The organism is Flavobacterium davisii, assembly GCF_019565505.1.
In the GTDB taxonomy this organism is placed as follows: Bacteria; Bacteroidota; Bacteroidia; order Flavobacteriales; family Flavobacteriaceae; genus Flavobacterium; species Flavobacterium davisii.
In genome coordinates, this window is sequence record NZ_CP067378.1 from 2,647,450 (window position 1) to 2,664,879 (window position 17,430).

Annotated in this window: 16 protein-coding genes, 1 tRNA gene and 3 pseudogenes; 11 read left to right on the forward strand and 9 right to left on the reverse strand. The window is 30.5% G+C overall.

The window, feature by feature from the left end:
- Positions 1–3 precede the first annotated feature (3 nt).
- Together xerD and JJC05_RS12580 are read right to left on the reverse strand one after the other, a co-directional pair.
- The gene (gene xerD / locus JJC05_RS12575) at positions 4–906 is read right to left on the reverse strand and encodes a site-specific tyrosine recombinase XerD (RefSeq protein WP_127823743.1); all 903 of its coding nucleotides are present in this window, start codon (positions 904–906) and stop codon (positions 4–6) included.
- Between the two features lie 73 nt (positions 907–979).
- On the reverse strand, positions 980–1,684 hold the full coding sequence (locus tag JJC05_RS12580; RefSeq protein WP_127823742.1) for a BT1926 family outer membrane beta-barrel protein: 705 nt from the start codon (positions 1,682–1,684) through the stop codon (positions 980–982).
- A 196-nt stretch (positions 1,685–1,880) separates the two neighbouring features.
- On the opposite strand from JJC05_RS12580, the gene JJC05_RS12585 reads away from it, so the two are divergent.
- Both JJC05_RS12585 and aroQ read left to right on the forward strand, forming a co-directional pair.
- Positions 1,881–2,420 carry a porin family protein gene (locus tag JJC05_RS12585; protein ID WP_088392121.1) on the forward strand — a complete coding sequence of 180 codons (540 nt, stop codon included), beginning with the start codon at positions 1,881–1,883 and terminating at the stop codon, positions 2,418–2,420.
- Positions 2,421–2,491: 71 nt separating this feature from the next.
- A complete protein-coding gene (gene aroQ / locus JJC05_RS12590; RefSeq protein ID WP_105195918.1) occupies positions 2,492–2,908 on the forward strand; it encodes a type II 3-dehydroquinate dehydratase in 417 nt (138 codons plus the stop codon).
- Positions 2,909–3,010: 102 nt separating this feature from the next.
- Here the strand turns inward: aroQ and JJC05_RS12595 are convergent, their stop codons facing one another.
- The 4 genes from JJC05_RS12595 to JJC05_RS12610 form a co-directional block, all read right to left on the reverse strand.
- Positions 3,011–3,778: a sulfite exporter TauE/SafE family protein gene (locus JJC05_RS12595; protein WP_088393443.1), complete on the reverse strand. Its 768-nt coding sequence runs from the start codon at positions 3,776–3,778 to the stop codon at positions 3,011–3,013.
- 220 nt (positions 3,779–3,998) lie between these two features.
- Entirely contained in the window at positions 3,999–5,309 is a 1,311-nt protein-coding gene (gene murA / locus JJC05_RS12600; RefSeq protein WP_105195828.1) for a UDP-N-acetylglucosamine 1-carboxyvinyltransferase, read from the reverse strand.
- Positions 5,310–5,342: 33 nt separating this feature from the next.
- Positions 5,343–6,062 (reverse strand): DUF4290 domain-containing protein, encoded by a 720-nt coding sequence (locus tag JJC05_RS12605; RefSeq protein WP_088393447.1) that lies wholly within the window; start codon positions 6,060–6,062, stop codon positions 5,343–5,345.
- A 1-nt stretch (position 6,063) separates the two neighbouring features.
- Complete coding sequence (locus tag JJC05_RS12610) at positions 6,064–6,351, reverse strand: DUF493 family protein (RefSeq protein ID WP_088393449.1); 288 nt, start codon at positions 6,349–6,351, stop codon at positions 6,064–6,066.
- Positions 6,352–6,593: 242 nt separating this feature from the next.
- Between JJC05_RS12610 and JJC05_RS12615 the strand changes: the two genes are divergently transcribed.
- The 6 genes and pseudogenes from JJC05_RS12615 (at position 6,594) to JJC05_RS12635 (ending at position 11,149) form a co-directional block, all read left to right on the forward strand.
- The gene (locus JJC05_RS12615; RefSeq protein WP_088393451.1) at positions 6,594–7,139 is read left to right on the forward strand and encodes an AAA family ATPase; all 546 of its coding nucleotides are present in this window, start codon (positions 6,594–6,596) and stop codon (positions 7,137–7,139) included.
- 45 nt (positions 7,140–7,184) lie between these two features.
- Positions 7,185–8,140, forward strand: a pseudogene (locus JJC05_RS18430) (RecQ family ATP-dependent DNA helicase); the annotation flags it as partial.
- A gap of 24 nt (positions 8,141–8,164) precedes the next feature.
- Positions 8,165–9,076 carry a RecQ family zinc-binding domain-containing protein gene (locus tag JJC05_RS18435; protein WP_309597484.1) on the forward strand — a complete coding sequence of 304 codons (912 nt, stop codon included), beginning with the start codon at positions 8,165–8,167 and terminating at the stop codon, positions 9,074–9,076.
- Positions 9,076–10,026, forward strand: coding sequence for a methionyl-tRNA formyltransferase (gene fmt, locus JJC05_RS12625; RefSeq protein WP_105195919.1), 951 nt, complete (start codon positions 9,076–9,078; stop codon positions 10,024–10,026). The genes JJC05_RS18435 and fmt overlap by 1 nt, the downstream gene beginning before the upstream one ends.
- A 171-nt stretch (positions 10,027–10,197) precedes the next feature.
- Positions 10,198–10,473 (forward strand): HU family DNA-binding protein, encoded by a 276-nt coding sequence (locus JJC05_RS12630; protein WP_088393457.1) that lies wholly within the window; start codon positions 10,198–10,200, stop codon positions 10,471–10,473.
- A 116-nt stretch (positions 10,474–10,589) separates the two neighbouring features.
- Positions 10,590–11,149 (forward strand): annotated as a pseudogene (locus JJC05_RS12635) (YqgE/AlgH family protein).
- Here the strand turns inward: JJC05_RS12635 and JJC05_RS12640 are convergent.
- Entirely contained in the window at positions 11,146–11,958 is an 813-nt protein-coding gene (locus tag JJC05_RS12640; RefSeq protein ID WP_105195831.1) for an aminotransferase class IV, read from the reverse strand. The pseudogene JJC05_RS12635 and the gene JJC05_RS12640 sit on opposite strands and share 4 nt — an antisense overlap.
- A gap of 44 nt (positions 11,959–12,002) precedes the next feature.
- Complete coding sequence (locus tag JJC05_RS12645; protein WP_088393463.1) at positions 12,003–12,395, reverse strand: START-like domain-containing protein; 393 nt, start codon at positions 12,393–12,395, stop codon at positions 12,003–12,005.
- 275 nt (positions 12,396–12,670) lie between these two features.
- Between JJC05_RS12645 and JJC05_RS12650 the strand changes: the two genes are divergently transcribed.
- The 3 genes from JJC05_RS12650 to JJC05_RS12660 all read left to right on the forward strand — a co-directional run bounded on the left by JJC05_RS12650 (position 12,671) and on the right by JJC05_RS12660 (position 15,179).
- A tRNA-Met gene (locus tag JJC05_RS12650) sits at positions 12,671–12,744 on the forward strand.
- Positions 12,745–13,680: 936 nt separating this feature from the next.
- Positions 13,681–14,934, forward strand: a complete 1,254-nt coding sequence (locus JJC05_RS12655) for a PAS domain-containing protein (protein WP_235877526.1) — start codon at positions 13,681–13,683, stop codon at positions 14,932–14,934.
- Between the two features lie 8 nt (positions 14,935–14,942).
- Positions 14,943–15,179, forward strand: a complete 237-nt coding sequence (locus tag JJC05_RS12660; RefSeq protein WP_235877528.1) for an ATP-binding protein — start codon at positions 14,943–14,945, stop codon at positions 15,177–15,179.
- A 600-nt stretch (positions 15,180–15,779) separates the two neighbouring features.
- On the opposite strand, the pseudogene rny reads toward JJC05_RS12660, so the two are convergent.
- Positions 15,780–17,343, reverse strand: a pseudogene (gene rny, locus JJC05_RS12665) (ribonuclease Y).
- Between the last annotated feature and the right edge of the window lie 87 nt (positions 17,344–17,430).

Below are 17,430 nucleotides of genomic sequence, written 5' to 3' on the forward strand. Positions count from 1 at the left end.
AAATTATGATTTACTTCTAGGGTGGTATTTGTGAAGAACGAGATTAAGATGAGTGCGATCAAGATGCATGTAAATTTCTGTAGTAGTGATGCTTTCATGTCCTAACATAATTTGAATAGAACGTAAATCAGCACCATTTTCTAATAAATGAGTAGCAAATGAATGCCTGAAAGTGTGTGGACTAATTGTTTTGTTTAGGTTTATTTTTTTTGCTAAATCCTTGATGATTGTAAAAATCATCGCTCGTGTTAGTTGTTTTCCTCTTCTGTTAAGAAATAAAGTGTCTTCATGACCTTTTTGGATGTTGAGGTGGCAGCGAATTTGGTTTTTATAAATAGTTATGTATTTCTGAGTGAGATCGCTTATTGGAACAAAACGTTGCTTGTTTCCCTTTCCTGTTATTTTGATGAAACCCTCTTCAAAAAATAAATCTGAAATTTTTAAAGTAGTTAGTTCCGAAACTCGAAGACCGCAAGAATAAAGTGTTTCCAATATAGCTCGATTTCGTTCACCTTCAGAAGTAGACAGATCAATAGCATTAATTAAATTATCTATATTTTCAATACTAAGTATGTCGGGTAATTTTCTTCCTAATTTAGGACTCTCTATTAGTTCTAAGGGATTGTCTTGTCTGTAATTTTCGAAAATAAGATATCCAAAAAAACTTTTCAATCCAGAAATTAAACGAGCTTGGCTTCTTGGGTTTATACTGCTAGAAATGTGGTATATAAAATCTTGAATAACTTCCTCCTTGATGTTTGTAGGGGAGTGGTTTAAATTGTTTGAGTTGAGGTATTGTATTAATTTTTCTATATCCATTGTGTAGTTTTCAATGGAATTTTTAGAAAGAGCTCTTTCTAGTTTTAAATAATGTTGGTAATCTTTTAAAAGGGTTTGCCAATTCATAAGACTAAGTTATTATTTATAAAATAAAACCTCGGAATTATCCGAGGTTTTATTTTTCTTATTTTTTTAAAAATTAGAATTGGAAACCTAATTTTAAACCACCAATTGCATTAGTGTATGTGTTTGAAACTTTTCCTTCACCAGACTTCGTTACTGTAGTATCGATTCCATTTACGATTGTAGTTTCAACAGCATCTTGTTTTCCAGAATTGTAACCTAATCCAACCTCTACTCCAAGATATAATTTTTTAGTAAAATAATAATCAGCACCTACTGTAGCTCTAACACCAAAAGTAGAAGAACCAACGCCACTTATTCCAAGATCGTTAACGGAACCAACTACTGTTGTAGAATTGTTGTTGTTTGATTGTGTTGTTTTAACCTCTGCTCCAGTAAAACCAAAAACGATATCAGCTCCTACATAAGTTGATAAACGATCTGTTCCAGCAAAATGCTTTTCAGCTCCTAATGTGATAACTCTGTTTGTAGTTCTAGCCACTTTAGTTGTTGTGTATTCTAAAGGGGAATTTTGGTTTATAATAGTGTTTTCCTCTTTTTTGTTGCTACCTAAACCTAAACCAGCTCTAACAGCTAAATCATCTTTTATGAAATATCTGAATTTAGCAGCTCCATTAATAGCGTCAAATCTAGTATTTAAAATACCTCCTGTAACACCTACTTCTGTTGTTAAAGTACCTTTAACAGGTTTGAAAGATTCTTGCGCATTAGCAAAACCGAAAGTAAAAACTGCAGCAGCAGTCAATAAAAAATTTTTCATTTTAGTTAATTTAATTTTTTTTGCGAATTTAGATAAAAAAAGATACATTATGCAAATTATAAATGTCAGAATTTACACTAAAAATGCAAAATCTTCGTTTTAATATATGAATTTGTTTTTTAGATAAGATTTGTTTAAATATTTTGTAGATCCTAACTAAACAAAAGAAAGTTTTAATTTTAAATTATATAGATATATGAAAAAGGAATCATTTTTAGTATTGCTTTTGTTCTTTATGACCTTTACAGGAAAGGCGCAATTAATGAGATTAGGTGTTAAAGCAGGTGCAAATTATGCTAATTTTAAAAGCAGTACGTTGCAAACAAAAGCAATAACCAGTTACCACGCAGGTTTAATTGCTCAAATTAAAGTTTTAGGAGGTTTTAACTTACAGCCAGAATTATTGTATTCTACACAAGGGGCTTCCTATGACTATGCACTGCAAGAAATAAAGTCAGAGCTAGGCTATATTTCATTACCTCTTATGGCTAAAATAGATTTAGGGAAAACATTGAGTCTGGAATTAGGTCCCCAGTTTTCTTGGCTTGCATCTAAGAAGGTAAATTGGCAAACAGAGGTAAAAACACTTGATTTTAGTGCAAATGCAGGGGTAAGTGTTAAGCTTACAGATCATTTATTTATTCAAGGAAGATACGTCTTAGGTTTAACAGAAATAGGAAAAAATGCAGATATTAAAAATAGTGTAGGACAACTTTCTTTAGGTGTATTATTTTGATAGAATATAAAAAAAGAGTTAAGCCATTCTATATTAGGATGGTTTTTTTATTTTTACAAAAAATCAAAGAAATGAAAATATGTATTATAAACGGGCCTAATCTTAATTTGTTAGGACGTAGAGAGCCAGAAATATACGGAAGTGCAACTTTCGAAGATTTTTTTATAGAATTAAAAGAGCTTTTTCCTTTTATTGAATTATCTTATTTTCAGAGTAATATAGAAGGAGAGTTGATAGATAAAATGCAACAAGTTGGTTTTACTTATGATGGAATAATTTTAAATGCAGGAGCTTATACCCATACTTCGATAGGTATAGGTGATTGTATAAAGGCAATTACTACTCCGGTAATAGAAGTACATATTTCGAATACTTTTTCAAGAGAGGAATTTCGTCATCAATCCTATATTTCGCCTAACGCAAAAGGGGTAATTTTAGGTTTTGGATTACAAAGTTATCAATTGGCTTTACAAAGTTTTACTAAATAAGAGGATAGTTTGAATCTTAAATGAATTCCAAAAAAGGCATGATATAATTTGAATTTTAGAAAAAAATAAAATTCAAATTTTCCAATGGATTTATACAATAAATTACTTTATAAAAATATCATAACTAAGTCGAATTAAAGTACCTATAACTACCGTTAAAAAGAAAATTCTAATAAATTGATTTCCTTTGTTGATAGCTAGTTTAGCACCTAGCCATCCTCCTAAACCATTGCAAATAGCCATAGGAATTGCTATAAGCCAAATGATTTTGCCTTTTAAAATAAATAAGCTTAATGAGCCAATGTTAGAAGCTATATTAACTAACTTGGCATGTGCAGATGCGTGTAAAAAATCAAGCCCTAAAATGACAATAAAAGAAACAATCAAAAAACTACCTGTACCGGGACCTATAAAGCCATCATAAAACCCAATAATACTACTAATGATACAACCAAAGTATAGAAAATGATTTTTAGAAATGTTTTTAGGTTGATGAGTACCAAAGTCTTTTTTGATAAAAGTGTAAATTGCTAAGATAAATAAAATAAAAAAAAGCAATGGTTTCATAAAATGATTACTGACGAGTGTAAGTAGATAAGAACCTAAAAATGCACTAATGCAAGAAAAAAAAGCCATAATTAATAATGACTTCCAGTGCATGCTAACATTTTTAAGATAATGCACTGCCGCAATAGAAGTTCCTGTGATTGCAGGTACTTTTAGAGATCCTATTATGTTAGAAATAGGGAGGTTAGGAAGTAGTATAAGTGCTATAGGAGTCTGTATGAGTCCTCCTCCTCCTGCAATAGCATCAATAAGTCCTGCAAGAAAAGAAGAAATACAAAGTATAATAATAATATAAGTTTCCAAAAAAAGAGATGTTTAGTTTGTGATTTTAGTTTTATAAGGCTGTCCTAAAAGATATAATGGGTTCACTTAACTCCTTTTCATTTATTTAAAAAGTTTTCCTAGGAAAATAAAAAAAGTAAAAAATATACATTAACAAAAAATCATGTAATCAATTTTACTGTTTGATAGACAAAAGGTGTGAAATGTCGTTTTTTTGGACAGCCTTTTTGTTAAATATTAATTATGCTCTAATAATATTTGCGCCTAAAGCTCTTAAGCGTTCATCGATACGTTCATAACCTCGATCAATTTGCTCTATATTTTGAATGGTACTGGTGCCTTTAGCTGTTAAAGCAGCAATTAATAAAGAAATTCCAGCTCTAATATCAGGAGAACTCATGGTTGTTGCTTTTAATTGCGATTGAAAATTATGTCCCATAACAACAGCTCTATGAGGATCACACAGCATTATTTTAGCTCCCATATCAATAAGTTTATCAACAAAGAATAAACGACTTTCAAACATTTTTTGATGAATCAAAACATCTCCTTTTGCTTGGGTGGCTACAACTAATATGATACTTAGAAGGTCAGGAGTAAAACCTGGCCATGGTGCGTCTGCTATTGTTAGGATAGAACCATCAATATCTGTTTTAATTTCGTATCCTTCAGTATGAGCAGGAATGTAAATATCGTCTCCTTTTTTCTCGATGGAAATACCTAATTTTCTAAATACATTAGGAATTACACCAAGATTTTCCCAACTTACATTTTTTATGGTAATTTCACTTCTTGTCATAGCGGCTAGTCCTATCCAAGAGCCTATTTCAATCATGTCTGGTAAAATGCGATGTTCACAACCTCCTAATGATTCTACTCCTTCAATAGTTAATAAGTTTGAGCCAATACCGCTAATTTTAGCACCCATTGCGTTCAGCATTTTGCATAACTGTTGTAAATAAGGTTCACATGCTGCATTGTATATTGTTGTAGTTCCTTCTGCTAGTACAGCAGCCATTACAATGTTAGCTGTGCCCGTAACAGATGCCTCGTCTAAAAGCATATAAGTTCCTTTTAGTCGTCCATCTATTTCTACTCCATAAAAATGATCGGCTCTTTCGTATCGGAATTTTGCACCCAAATTTATAAAACCTTCAAAATGTGTATCTAAACGGCGGCGTCCAATTTTGTCTCCTCCTGGTTTTGGAATATAACCACAACCAAAACGAGCTAATAAAGGACCAATAATCATAATAGAGCCACGAAGACTACCTCCTTCTTTTTTGAAAGTTTCTGTTTTTAAATAATTTATGTTGACTTCGTCTGCTTGAAAAGTATAATCTCCGGGGCCATTCTTTTGGATTTTAACACCTAAGTTACCTAATAAAGAAATTAGTTTGTTGACATCAATGATGTCAGGTATATTCGTTATGCGTACTTTTTCAGAAGTTAAAAGTACAGGGCATAAAACTTGTAATGCTTCATTTTTAGCACCTTGTGGTTGAACATTTCCTTTAAGAGGTTTTCCTCCTTCAATTTTAAAAGTTCCCATGTTTTGAATTATAGGTTATGGAGCTCTAGGCTCTTAGTTATTTTTTTTAAAAGGTCTTTTTGGTAGAATGTTTTTTTGATTTTTATGTTTGCTGTTGTTGTTACTGCTGCCACTACTACTCTGCATCTTGTTAGATGTTCTTTTGTTGGTACGCATTAAATCGTGAGTGTTAGAAAGCTCCTCAGTAGCAGAAGAAAGATTTATTTTTCTTCCCGATAATTCATACAAATGTTCAAATATAACAGCATCAGTAACCGTATCTTTATTCCAACTTAAATAACTTTTTTTCATGTGATTTGCAATCACACGAATTAAGGCATTTTTAAGATCTCCATCTTCCCATTCATTCGCTTTATCTATCATGTAGGTAATATTGTTACCGTAAAAACGATATTTTGGAAAATTTTGAGGATATGGTAATGGAGCAGCCTTCATATTGATAACCTCGCGAGTTGGGATAGGATAGGGAGAATCAACATCTAGTTGGAAATCAGACATAATAAATAATTGATCCCAAAGTTTGTGCTGAAAATCAGGAACATCCCGTAAATGCGGGTTCATTCCACCCATAACTCCAATAATGTATTTTGCCAGTTTATTGCGCTCTTCTCTATTTTCAACCGTAATGGCTTGATTAATTAAGTTGTGTAGATGGCGTCCGTACTCGGGTATAGCAAGCGATTTTCTTTCAGAGTTATACTCTAAAAAATGAATAGCCTCTAAAACTTGATCTGCATTAAATTTTGTACTCATCTTATAATGAAATTATCCCTTCGATAGTTGATACTTCTTGGTATTTTTTTATGATTTCTTCTGCATTAGGCATTACTACATCAACTGATATGCTAGTAAAAGTTCCATTTTTTGACTGACGAGTGTCTATTATAGCTCCCATGCAATCAAAAGCCTTTTCTACTGCACTTATTTTGTGTGTGTCAGTAGGAACTATAAATTTATATAAATATTTTGAAGGCCAAACTTTATTTACAGCATTTAATTCCTCTTTTAATCGAATATAAAATTCAGTGGTTTTTTTATCCATCTTCTACATTATAAATATAGGCAAATATAAGCTTTTTAATGGTTTTTTTGAAAGTCAATCTTTTACTTTATCTTTTATTTATTCCTTTAAGGGAAAATGTGTTTCATAAGTAAATTTTGAATAGAAATAAAAAATTAATCAAGATCTAAAGAAAATAAAATCATGTTTACAGAACATAAGAACTATTTTCATTTTTAAAAAACAAATAGTTTGATTAAGTTTGCGCTCTTGAAATTGATGTTTTGAAAAGAGGAGTCATTGTAATTACAGGTGGACCTGGTACAGGTAAAACCACTATTATCAATAGTTTAGTTGAAAAAGGATATGTTTGTTATCCCGAGATTTCGCGCGAGGTAACGTTAGAAGCTAAAAAACAAGGAATTGATCAGTTATTTTTAACAGAGCCCTTGTTGTTTAGTCAAATGTTATTAGATGGACGTATTAAACAGTTTGAAAATGCCCAAAATGAAGAAGATCATTTGGTGTTTATTGATCGAGGCGTACCTGATGTATTAGCTTATATGGATTTTATAGGAGATGACTATCCCGAACATTTTGATACACAATGCCATGAAACGCGTTATGATACCGTTTTTGTTTTACCTCCTTGGGAAGATATATATATAAGTGACGAAGCACGTTATGAAAATTTCGAACAAGCAAAAGTCATTTATGAACATTTGAAACTTACTTACCAAAAGTACGGTTATCAATTAATCGAAGTTCCTACAGGTACAGTAGAATATCGAGTTGATTTTATTTTTAACCATCTTAAAGTAATTGGATAAGTTTGTTAAAGTTCTTAACTTTAGCCTGATTTAAATAATTAACTTTTGCAAAAAGCATTACAAATTCTTCAAAAATATTGGGGATATGATAGTTTTAGATCTGTTCAAGATAAAATTATCGAATCAGTTCTAGCGGGACATGATACCTTTGCGCTTCTTCCAACAGGAGGAGGTAAATCACTTTGTTTTCAGGTTCCAGCAATGACCAGTGAAGGGATATGTTTAGTTGTATCGCCATTAGTCGCCTTGATGAAAGATCAAGTAAATCAACTTCAAAAAGAGGTATTAAAGCCATTGCTTTAACAGGAGGAACTCATGCAGAGGAACTCATACAATTGTTAGATAATTGTCAATTTGGTAATTATCGTTTTCTGTATCTATCTCCAGAAAGATTAGAACAAGATTGGGTGTTAGATCGAATTAAAAGCCTATCAATTAATTTGATAGCAATAGATGAAGCACATTGTGTCTCTCAGTGGGGGCATGATTTCAGACCCTCTTATTTAAAAATTAATAAACTAAAAAAAGACTTTCCAAAAGTACCATTTGTTACGCTTACAGCTTCAGCAACTCCAGAGGTTCAAGAAGATATATTACAAAACTTAGGATTGACTAATCCTCAAATTTTTAAAAAATCGTTTTTGCGAGATAATCTAAGTTATCATGTTATAAAATCAGAAGATAAGCTTTATAAAATTAAGCAAATTTTAACGAAAAATCCAGAACCATCAATCATATATGTTAGAAATAGAAAATTGTGTTCAGATTATGCAACCCAATTGAATGCTCTTGGGTTTAGTACAACCTATTATCATGGAGGATTATCTCCTAAAGATAAAACTAAAAATATGGAATTATGGATGAGTGAAAGTTGCTCAGTTATGATTGCAACAAATGCTTTTGGAATGGGAATTGATAAACCCAATGTTAAGACTGTTATACATGTTAATCTTCCCGAAAATTTAGAAAGTTATTATCAAGAAGCAGGTAGAGCAGGTAGAGGAGGACAGAAAGCTTTTGCTATCATGATTGCTTCTTCTAATGATGTAATTCATGCCGAAGAGCAATTTCTTAATGTCTTGCCAGATGTTATTTTTTTGAAAGAAATCTACAAAAAAATATGTAATTATTTTCAAATTCCTTACGGTGAAGGAATTAATGAAGAATTTACATTCAGTTTAAATAAATTTTGCACACACTATAATTTCCCTATTTTAAAAACCTTTAATGCACTGCAATTTTTAGATAGACAAGGAATTATTTCCCTCTCTAATGAACAAACTGAAAAAGTACAACTTCAATTTATAATAGAATCAAAAGAAGTCATACGATATGTAAGTCTTCATCCAGAGGAAGAAGCTGTTATTACCACTATTTTAAGAAATTATCCTGGTATTTTTGAAATTCAAACCAATATAAACACTGCTTTTGTAGCAAAACAAGCATTTTGTAAAGAAGAAGAAGTATTAGCTCTACTAAATAAATTAAAAGAAAAAAATATAGTTCAGTTATTAATTATTCAAAATGAATCTAAAATAACTTTTTTAGAAGTAAGAGAAGATGAACGTACAATTAATAGAATAGCAAAATACTTAGAAAAACAAAATCTTACAAAAAAAAGTCAATTAGCTGCTGTTATAGCTTATGTTAATGATGAAAAACAATGTAAAAATAGATTATTGCTTACTTATTTTGGAGAAGTAGGTATTTCAGATTGTAAAAATTGTTCTTATTGTTTAAAACAAAACAAAACAAACTTCAATAAAAAAGCTCTAATAGAGCAATTGCTTGAAATATTACAAAATCAAGGACTGAACTCTCGCGAAATACTAGAAAAAGTAGATATAGAAGAAAAGATCCTTTTAGAAATATTAAAGGAAATGTTAGAATATAATATGATCCAATTAGATCATAAAAATCAATTTATTATTAAATGATGAAATCATTACGAATCGTTTTTATGGGAACCCCAGAATTTGCTGTTGGAATTTTGGATGCCATTGTAAAAGAAAATAATTATGAAGTAGTTGGAGTTATTACAGCTCCAGATAAACCAGCTGGGAGAGGACAGAAAATGAAGTATTCGGCTGTTAAAGAATACGCTTTAGAAAAAGGATTGCATTTATTGCAACCAACCAATCTTAAAGATAATGCTTTTTTGCAAGAACTAAAATCCTTAAATGCAAATTTACAAGTTGTAGTAGCATTTCGTATGTTGCCTGTCGTTGTTTGGAAGATGCCAGAATTAGGGACTTTTAATCTTCATGCTTCTTTGTTGCCAGAATATCGCGGTGCAGCACCTATTAACTGGGCTATTATTAATGGAGAAATTAAAACAGGCGTTACAACTTTCTTTATTGATGATAAGATTGATACAGGCGCTATGATTTTAAGTAAAGAAACAGCTATTTTACCAGATGAAAACGCAGGACAATTGCATGATCGTTTAATGGGATTAGGTTGTGAGGCAGTCGTAGAAACCTTAGAGAAAATAGCGGCCAATAACGTAATTACTGTTTTGCAAGAGGATTCGCCTGAAATCAAAACGGCTTATAAATTAGATCGAGATAATTGTAAAGTTGATTTGGATAAAGGCTTAGATGCTGTTTATAATCAAATAAGAGGTTTAGCTCCATATCCTGCTGCTTATTGTACTTTTATAGATAAAGAAGAACAATGGAACGTTAAATTGTATGAAGTTGAAAAAGAACGGAAAGTACATGAATTAACTATAGGAAAAGTAATATATACTAAAAAAGAAATTCGTATCGCTCTAGCAGAAGGTTTTTTAAATATAAAATCTTTGCAATTTCCGGGAAAGAAAAGAATGAGTGCTCAAGAATTATTAAATGGAGTGCATTTTTCAGAAGATATAAGAGTAGAATAAATTACATTAAAATCAGTATTTTCTTTCAAAAAATATTTTTGATTTACTTAAAAAGTAGTTTTTATAGCAAAAAGAATAAAAAAGAGTTAAAAATGTTGTGCGCTAAGTAAATCCTACTAAATTTGTGGGGCTTAGAATTAATATTAACCTATCAATTAATAACTAATTATTATGAACAAATCAGATTTAATCGATGCTATGGCTGCTGATGCAGGTATTACTAAAGCTGCTGCAAAAGCTGCATTAGAATCATTTTTAAGTAATGTTGAAGGAACTTTGAGTAAAGGTGGTAAAGTTGCTTTAGTAGGTTTCGGATCATGGTCAGTATCTACAAGAGCGGCTAGAGAAGGAAGAAATCCTCAAACAGGAAATACTATTAAGATAGAAGCTAAAAACGTAATAAAATTCAAAGCAGGTGCAGAATTAGAAGGAGCTGTTAATAAATAATAGTTTTTAAATATTACATAAAAAGCCGCGTTAAATCGTGGCTTTTTTTATTTTTTTTTGATTATATTTTGTTTGCAATTATTTTTTTTGTTAAATTTAGATGAAAAAGAATAGGTATGATAGTGATTAAACCACAAAAGGGGCATTTGTTAATAGCCGAACCCTCTGTTATAGGTGACCTATCTTTTAACAGATCTGTGGTTTTGTTGGCAGATCATAATGAAGAGGGATCTGTTGGTTTTATTTTAAATAAGCCCTTGAATTATACAATTAAGGATTTAATTCCTGAAATTTCAGCTTCATTTAAAATATATAATGGAGGCCCTGTAGAGCAAGATAATTTGTATTTTATACATAATATTCCTCATTTAATTTCAGGTAGTGTAGAAATAGCATCTGGGATTTATTGGGGAGGTAATTTTCAACAGACAAAAGAGCTTATAAATGGTGGGAAAATAAGTAGAAATAATATACGTTTTTTCTTAGGGTATTCAGGATGGGATGCAGAACAATTACAAAGTGAATTGGAGTCTAATTCTTGGATTATATCGGAAAATCATTTGAATAATAATATAATAGGAAGATGCTCTTCTAATTTTTGGAGGGAAAAATAATAGAACAAGGAGGGGAGTATTTATTTTGGTCAAATGCTCCCGAAAATCCTATGTATAATTAATGGAGTCTTATTTTGATATTTAGTTTTGTTATTAATAATTCAGATATGTTAGTTGTGTAGTCTTTTTTGCGATACTTTGTTATGGGTTGTATGCCTTTAATAACATTGCTTATAAATAGCTCATCTGCTTTCTGTAATTCAAAAGGGGATATAGCTCTTTCTTCTATTTTTAGGCTTTCTATGTTTTGAGCTATTGTAAGAAGTTGTTTTCTCATAATTCCATTTATGCAGCCTTCCGAAAGAGGAGGTGTGGTTAAAACGTTATCTTTAATCATAAAAATATTACCGTTTAAAGCCTCCACTATATTTTTTTCCTGATTTAGAAGTAGGCAATTATTAAGTTGATTTTCTTTAGCATAAATACTTCCTGTTACATTAATTATTCTATTAGTGCTTTTAATAGTAGATAAAAGTTGTTTTGTAATTACAAAATCCTTGTATATGTCCACTTCATAAATTGTTTTAGATAGTTGGTATGCCGTTTCTTCTAAAGGTGTTGCAATTGCAAAATAAACTACCTCATTCGTTTGAGGTAGGTAAAAACCACCATTCTTTCTAAAAACATTAAAACGAACACGAGCAGATTTTTCTATTTCTAATGCTCTTGCTGCTTTTAAAATTATATCGTCAAAGTATTCTAGGGTAAAGGTTGCAGGAATTTCCATTCTTAAAACACGCATAGAAGCCATTAGTCTAAAATAATGATCCTCTAAAAAAAGTACTTTATTGTCTAGTACTTTTATAGTTTCAAAAACGGCATCCCCATATAAGAAAGCTCTGTTGTCTTGTAAAGTAGAAAAAATATCCATAAAAAATCCCGATAAATCGGGACAAAGATAAGTTATATTCTTTTTTAAATAGAGCCTAAAACATGTTTTAGATCAGAAATTTGATTTTCCCAAAGCATTTTGGCTTCTGATAGATCATTCTCTTCAGCAAAATCGACTATCATTAGAGAAACATCTTTCGTAATATCATCTTCTAATATTCTAAGTTCAAAGTAGTATTCCGTGTCTTTGTTTTCCTCGTCAACCCATTTAAACTTAATTTTTTCGCCTGTCTTTTTAGAAAAAATACGTGCTTTTTCTTCAGAGTCGTCCCATTTAAATGTAAAAAAATCACCTCTTGAATTGACATTATTAGCAAACCATTCTTGTAATCCAGATGGTGTTGATATATATTGATATAGTAATTGAGGGGATGAATGTATAGGGAACTCTAATTCGTATCGTATTTTGCTGTTCATAATGATTTTTTTTCGAAATATAGATAATATGAATTATTAAAACAAGTAAAATGTTTTTTATTTGTCTTTTTGTGTAGAGATATTAAATGATGATTTGTTTTGTGTTAATGCGCATTAAAAGTTTATTTTTTTTTGTTTTTTAATTAGTTGTTTATTAGATGATTGTGTTTTTTTATGAAAAAAAAATAAAAAAAGTAGAAAAAAAGTTTGCGTAACTTGAATTTAGTTGTAAATTTGCACTCGCATTCGGGAAGGATGTTACCAACAGAATAAAAGGCGAGGTAGCTCAGTTGGTTAGAGCGCAGGATTCATAACCCTGAGGTCACGGGTTCAACTCCCGTCTTCGCTACAAGGCCTGAAACGCAATATGTTGTTTCAGGCTTTTTTATTGTTTTTAAATATGTGATTATTTTAGAGATCAAAAGATGCCAAGTCCAAAACCTGTGGAGAAATTTAAGGAATCTTTTTTTGTTATCTAATTTTTTTTCAATAGAATATTCATTTGATAATCTTATTTTAACTTTTACTACCTAATTGTATTATCGAATATTTTGAGTTAGCACTAATAAAAAAACTTTATTTATATTTAAAATAATAAATCTCCTGAAGAGTATTCACCACACAAAATTTAATTAAGAGCTTTTTTGAAAATATAACAGTTTTTAATAAGAGTATTAAAAATCTATCCATATCTATTAGTTTTCATAATGTAAAAAGAGGGTGGGTTTTTTGAAGTAAATGTGAAGTTGTATAATTTAAACTTTCAGTATTCTTTTATTTCTTTGCTTGTGTAAAGAAGTTATAGTGGTTTTATTCTGGTAAAATAATATTGTATCTAAAAATAATTCGTATAAATTTTGTTTTCTTCCTACTTTTTATCTTTATAATAGAGTTGATCTCGTGATTAGGATGAAAAAGAACTGAAGATGATAAAATGCAAAAGTTTTAGTTTAAATTTCCTTGTCATTTTAATAATAGGAGGGGTGGCGCAATCAGAAGATAAAAGATCTTAGGTGATTGTTTTGAAAGAAATAGAGGATGATAAACGGTAATTTTATTTTAGATACATTTTGCGAATAAAATGTTAGGATGGTATGTGAAAGTATTTTATAATCCTGCATTAGTGTGATTTTTATGTTAATTGTTTGTTAATTAAAGCTATATTAGGCAAAAAAAATAATTTTATCTAATGGAGATTTATATAAAACCGTATCTATCAGTTTTGTATATGTTAAATTATAATTATAAATATTTTTGTTTAATATTGTTTTTTAAAAAAATAAAAATGCAATTAGGGTCATCAGAACATTTTTTTTTAAATAAAATAATTTCTAATCAGTCGTTACTTTTCTTTCAGTTTTCTGTAGATTTAGATGGTTTTTTAATTGTTGATTATCTACAAGGATCTCATTATGATTTTTTTGAATCTGATATTGAAATGTTTAGAAGTAATCCTTTGGGTGTTTTTAAGAAGGTGGTATTTCCGTTGGATAAGTCTAGAATTTTAAATGCTATAGATAAAAGTAGAAAAGATTTAGCTAGTTTAGATTTAGATTTTAGAGTTGTACTATCCAAAGAACTAAGGTGGTATAAGATGTTAGCTACAGCGGAAAGCGAAAGTGATAAGGTTTCTTTCTTTGGAATTATTTCAGACATTACGAAACAAAAAAAGATAGAAGAGGAGAAAAGAATAGAGGCTTTAAGAAATCAATTTGCTAATCAAGCCTCTGAAATAGGTGTTTGGGATTGGAATTTGGTTACCAACGAAGTGTTTTATTCGGCACAATCTCTTAAAATTTTAGAAATAAGTAAAGGAAATTTAGGATTGATTTCAAATCCTGAAGAATGGGATAAATTAGTGCATCCAGATGATAGAGAAATTTATTTTTATAATATACAAGAACATTTGGAAGAAAGAATACCTTATTATGAAACCTATCATCGTGTTTTGTGTAATGGAGTATATAAATGGATTTTAGATAGAGGAAAAGTTATTGAACGAGATGCTTTAGGGAAACCATTGAGGATTATCGGGACTCATACAGATGTTACGATTCAAAAGGAAAAAGAACAAAAACTTAGAGAAACTTTTGATTTAGTAAATAATCAAAAAGGGAAATTGATGAATTTTGCTCATATTGTTTCACATAATTTGAAAAGTCACACAGAAAATTTTTATATGCTGTTGTCTTTTTATAAAAATGGTTATGTTTCTACCGAAGAAGTTATTAAAAGTTTGCAAATTGTATACAATGAATTGAAAGGAACTATAGATAATTTAGTAGATTTGGTGGGAGTACAAGCAGAAGTTATTAATGAAAAACAAAGTAATAATTTACGATGCTATATAGAAAAATCATTATCTGTATTAAAAGAAATGATTTGTGCTAAAGAGATTACGATAACCTTGGAGGTAGATAAAGGAATGGAAGTTTCTTTTATTCCAGCTTATTTAGAAAGTGTGATTCTTAACTTGACTACGAATGCTGTTAAATACGCAGATTCTAATAAAAAGATAAATTCATTTCGTTTTATTTAGAAAAAGAATTGCTTCATAATGTAGAATATGATGTTTTGTGTGTTGAGGATAATGGAATAGGGATTGATTTAAAGAAATATCAAGAAGCAGTATTTGGACCTTATAAAACCTTTCATAAAAACCGAGAGTCGACAGGGATTGGTTTGTATATCGCTAAAAATCAAGTAGAGGCTATGGGAGGAAAGATTAGTGTTGATAGTAAATTAGGTATAGGTTCTGTTTTTAAAGTTTACTTTAAGAAGTGATATTTTTCCTTGAAAAAGTTAAAGAGGTGTAAAATAATATTCTCTTTTTAGTCATGAGAGAATATTATTTTGTAAGATTTATTCTTTTTTAAATCTATAGGTTCTTGTGATGAAAAGAAAAAGAATAAAAAAGTACGGAAAATTTTTCTCCTAGATGAGGAGATTGAAAAAAAATAAAGTAATTATACTAAATATCTAATGCTTTTAATAATTTGGTAAAAAAGGATAAGATGGTTTTTAACCCAAATTCCGCATTAGAAATCTATTCCAGTTTATTTTTCTTTCAATTCAAACACGTACTCCAATTTCATTCATCGAAATAGTTGATTATTTCATCTTCTAAAATTCTCCGTGAATACTTGAATTTATTGAAAAATTTTGTTTCACAACGAATTCTAATACGGCATCTGGGTTTAAATATTCAAAGTAAAGTTGTCATCTCTTTTTTGAATTTTATTTTTTGAAGAACTGATAAAAATGTATTAGAAATATGAACCCCTGTTTTTAAGGCTTTTACTCTAAAAAACAGGGGTTAAAAATAAAGGATCTTTATTAATCCTCTGATATATGTATCTAAAAATTAGACGCTCTTTTGTTTTTTTATTTGGCTATATTAACGGCTCTAGTTTCGCGAATTACAGTAATTTTTACTTGACCGAGGATAAGTCATTTCGGTTTGAATTTTATGTGAAATATCAAAAGATAACTTCGCTGCCATTTCATCATTTACTTTTTCGCTTTCAACGATTACTCTTAATTCTCTTCCTGCTTGAATAGCATACGCACTTTTTACTCCACCAAAGCCATAAGCTATGTCTTCTAGGTCTTTAAGTCTTTGAATATAAGAATCTAGAACTTGACGTCTGGCTCCGTGTCTAGCACCAGAAATAGCGTCGCAAACCTGAATAATTGGAGCAATTAAAGATTTCATTTCTATTTCATCGTGGTGTGCACCAATGGCGTTGCATACATCTTCTTTTTCGCCGTATTTTTCAGCCCATTGCATACCTAATAAAGCGTGTGGTAGATCGCTTTCTGTTTCAGGAACTTTACCTATATCGTGTAAAAGTCCTGCTCTTTTGGCTAGTTTTACATTTAGTCCTAGTTCAGCGGCCATAATACCACAAAGCTTTGCTACTTCTCTGGAGTGCTGTAGTAAGTTTTGACCGTATGAAGAACGATATTTCATGCGTCCTACTATCTTAATTAATTCAGGATGTAATCCATGAACGCCTAATTCAATTACAGTACGTTTTCCTACCTCAATAATTTCTTCTTCTATTTGTTTTGTAGTTTTTGCTACGACTTCTTCAATTCTAGCTGGATGTATACGTCCATCTGTTACTAATTTATGTAGGGATAAACGGGCAATTTCTCTCCTTACAGGGTCAAAGCAAGACAAGATGATTGCTTCTGGGGTGTCATCAACAATGATTTCAACTCCAGTAGCCGCTTCTATAGCACGTATGTTACGGCCTTCACGACCAATTATTCTACCTTTTACATCATCTGATTCTATGTTAAATACGGATACGCAGTTTTCAACAGCTTCCTCTGTTCCTACACGTTGAATGGTATTGATGATTATTTTTTTGGCTTCCTGTTGAGCCGTCATTTTAGCTTCTTCTATGGTTTCTTGAATGTGAGCCATAGCATTTGTTTTAGCTTCTGCTTTTAGGCTTTCCATTAATTGATTTTTGGCTTCTTCAGCAGAAAGACCAGAAATAGTTTCTAGTTGTTCTACTTGTGCTCTGTGCATTTTTTCGATTTCAGTAGTTTTCTTTTCTAAGTTTTCTACTTTTGAATCGTATTCTTTTATTTTGTGTTCAACCTCATCGTTTAATTTTCTTGCTTTAGCAAGTTCATTAGAAACTTGTGATTCTTTGTCGCGCGTTCTCTTTTCTACTTCGGCAACTTTTCGGTCACGAGTTAAAATAACCTGTTCGTGTTCAGCTTTTAATTCAATGAATTTTTCTTTGGCTTGTAATATCTTATCTTTTTTGATGTTTTCAGCCTCTGTATTAGCGTCTTTTAAGATAGAAGAAGCTTCTTTCTTTGCGTTTTTAATCAAGGTAGATACATTGGTTTTTTCTAAGTATTTTGCAATACCAAAACCTGTTGCAACTCCAAGAATTCCAATAATAATTACTATTAAAATGTCCATAGTCTGTGTTAAGTGTTATGTATAAAAAAACCTACATTAGAAAAGTTGTATAAACTCGGTATGTACAAGTTTTGGGTTAACTCAATG